At 40.0% G+C, this 647-nt stretch carries 1 pseudogene; it reads left to right on the top strand.

Annotation, left to right across the window (positions count from 1 at the left end):
• Nucleotides 1-306, top strand: a pseudogene (locus tag B3M51_RS11015) (hypothetical protein); the annotation flags it as partial.
• Nucleotides 307-647 lie beyond the last annotated feature (341 nt).

Raw genomic sequence — 647 nt, 5'->3', positions numbered from 1 at the left:
ATCAAAATCACGTGCCCAGAAGGCATGGCATTTATGAATCTGATCCGTCAGCTGGATAATCTGACAATGAAACTTAAAACGCTTTGGATGGCCGGGGAAGTTCCGCTTGCTCATTCAGAAGATAGGTCTCATGCATGGCAAGTTCGTATCTTTAAAATTGCTGATGCAATCAGAGCACTTGGGCAACAAGCTTACATAGCATCTGATAAGAAAAAAGACAGTGATTTAAATAAGGTTCAGGCCAAACGACAATCGTATAAAAACCGTCAGCACAATGCATCCAAGAAAGCAGCGACTACAAGCTGAAATAAATGATAGTCATGAAAGACATCTCGCTGATTCTTATCCTCGACAAATTAAGTCTATCAGCGTTTGAAGCTGACTATTCGTTTGGTAGTACCGATACGGAGATATGACTTAAATGGAAGTCAAATGAAAAATCCGTTTCTAACACCGTAACTATACGAATTAAGCAATGATGCGTTACTGGTCGTTATAGGAGTATGAGAGCAATGCCTATTTTTGGTCTTTGGTTATCAGACGTGAGGTCATTCCTACCAGATAACCAATCAGATTCAGACATAAAGCTGCAGCAGCAATAACAAAAGCTTACCAACCATAGCCAATAATAGTTTCTGCATTTGGGC

This window comes from Methylophaga sp. UBA2689 (genome assembly GCA_002354555.1).
In the GTDB taxonomy this organism is placed as follows: domain Bacteria; phylum Pseudomonadota; class Gammaproteobacteria; order Nitrosococcales; family Methylophagaceae; genus Methylophaga.
Note: the sequence above shows the minus strand (reverse complement) of the source record. Positions and strands in the feature narration are given on the sequence as shown.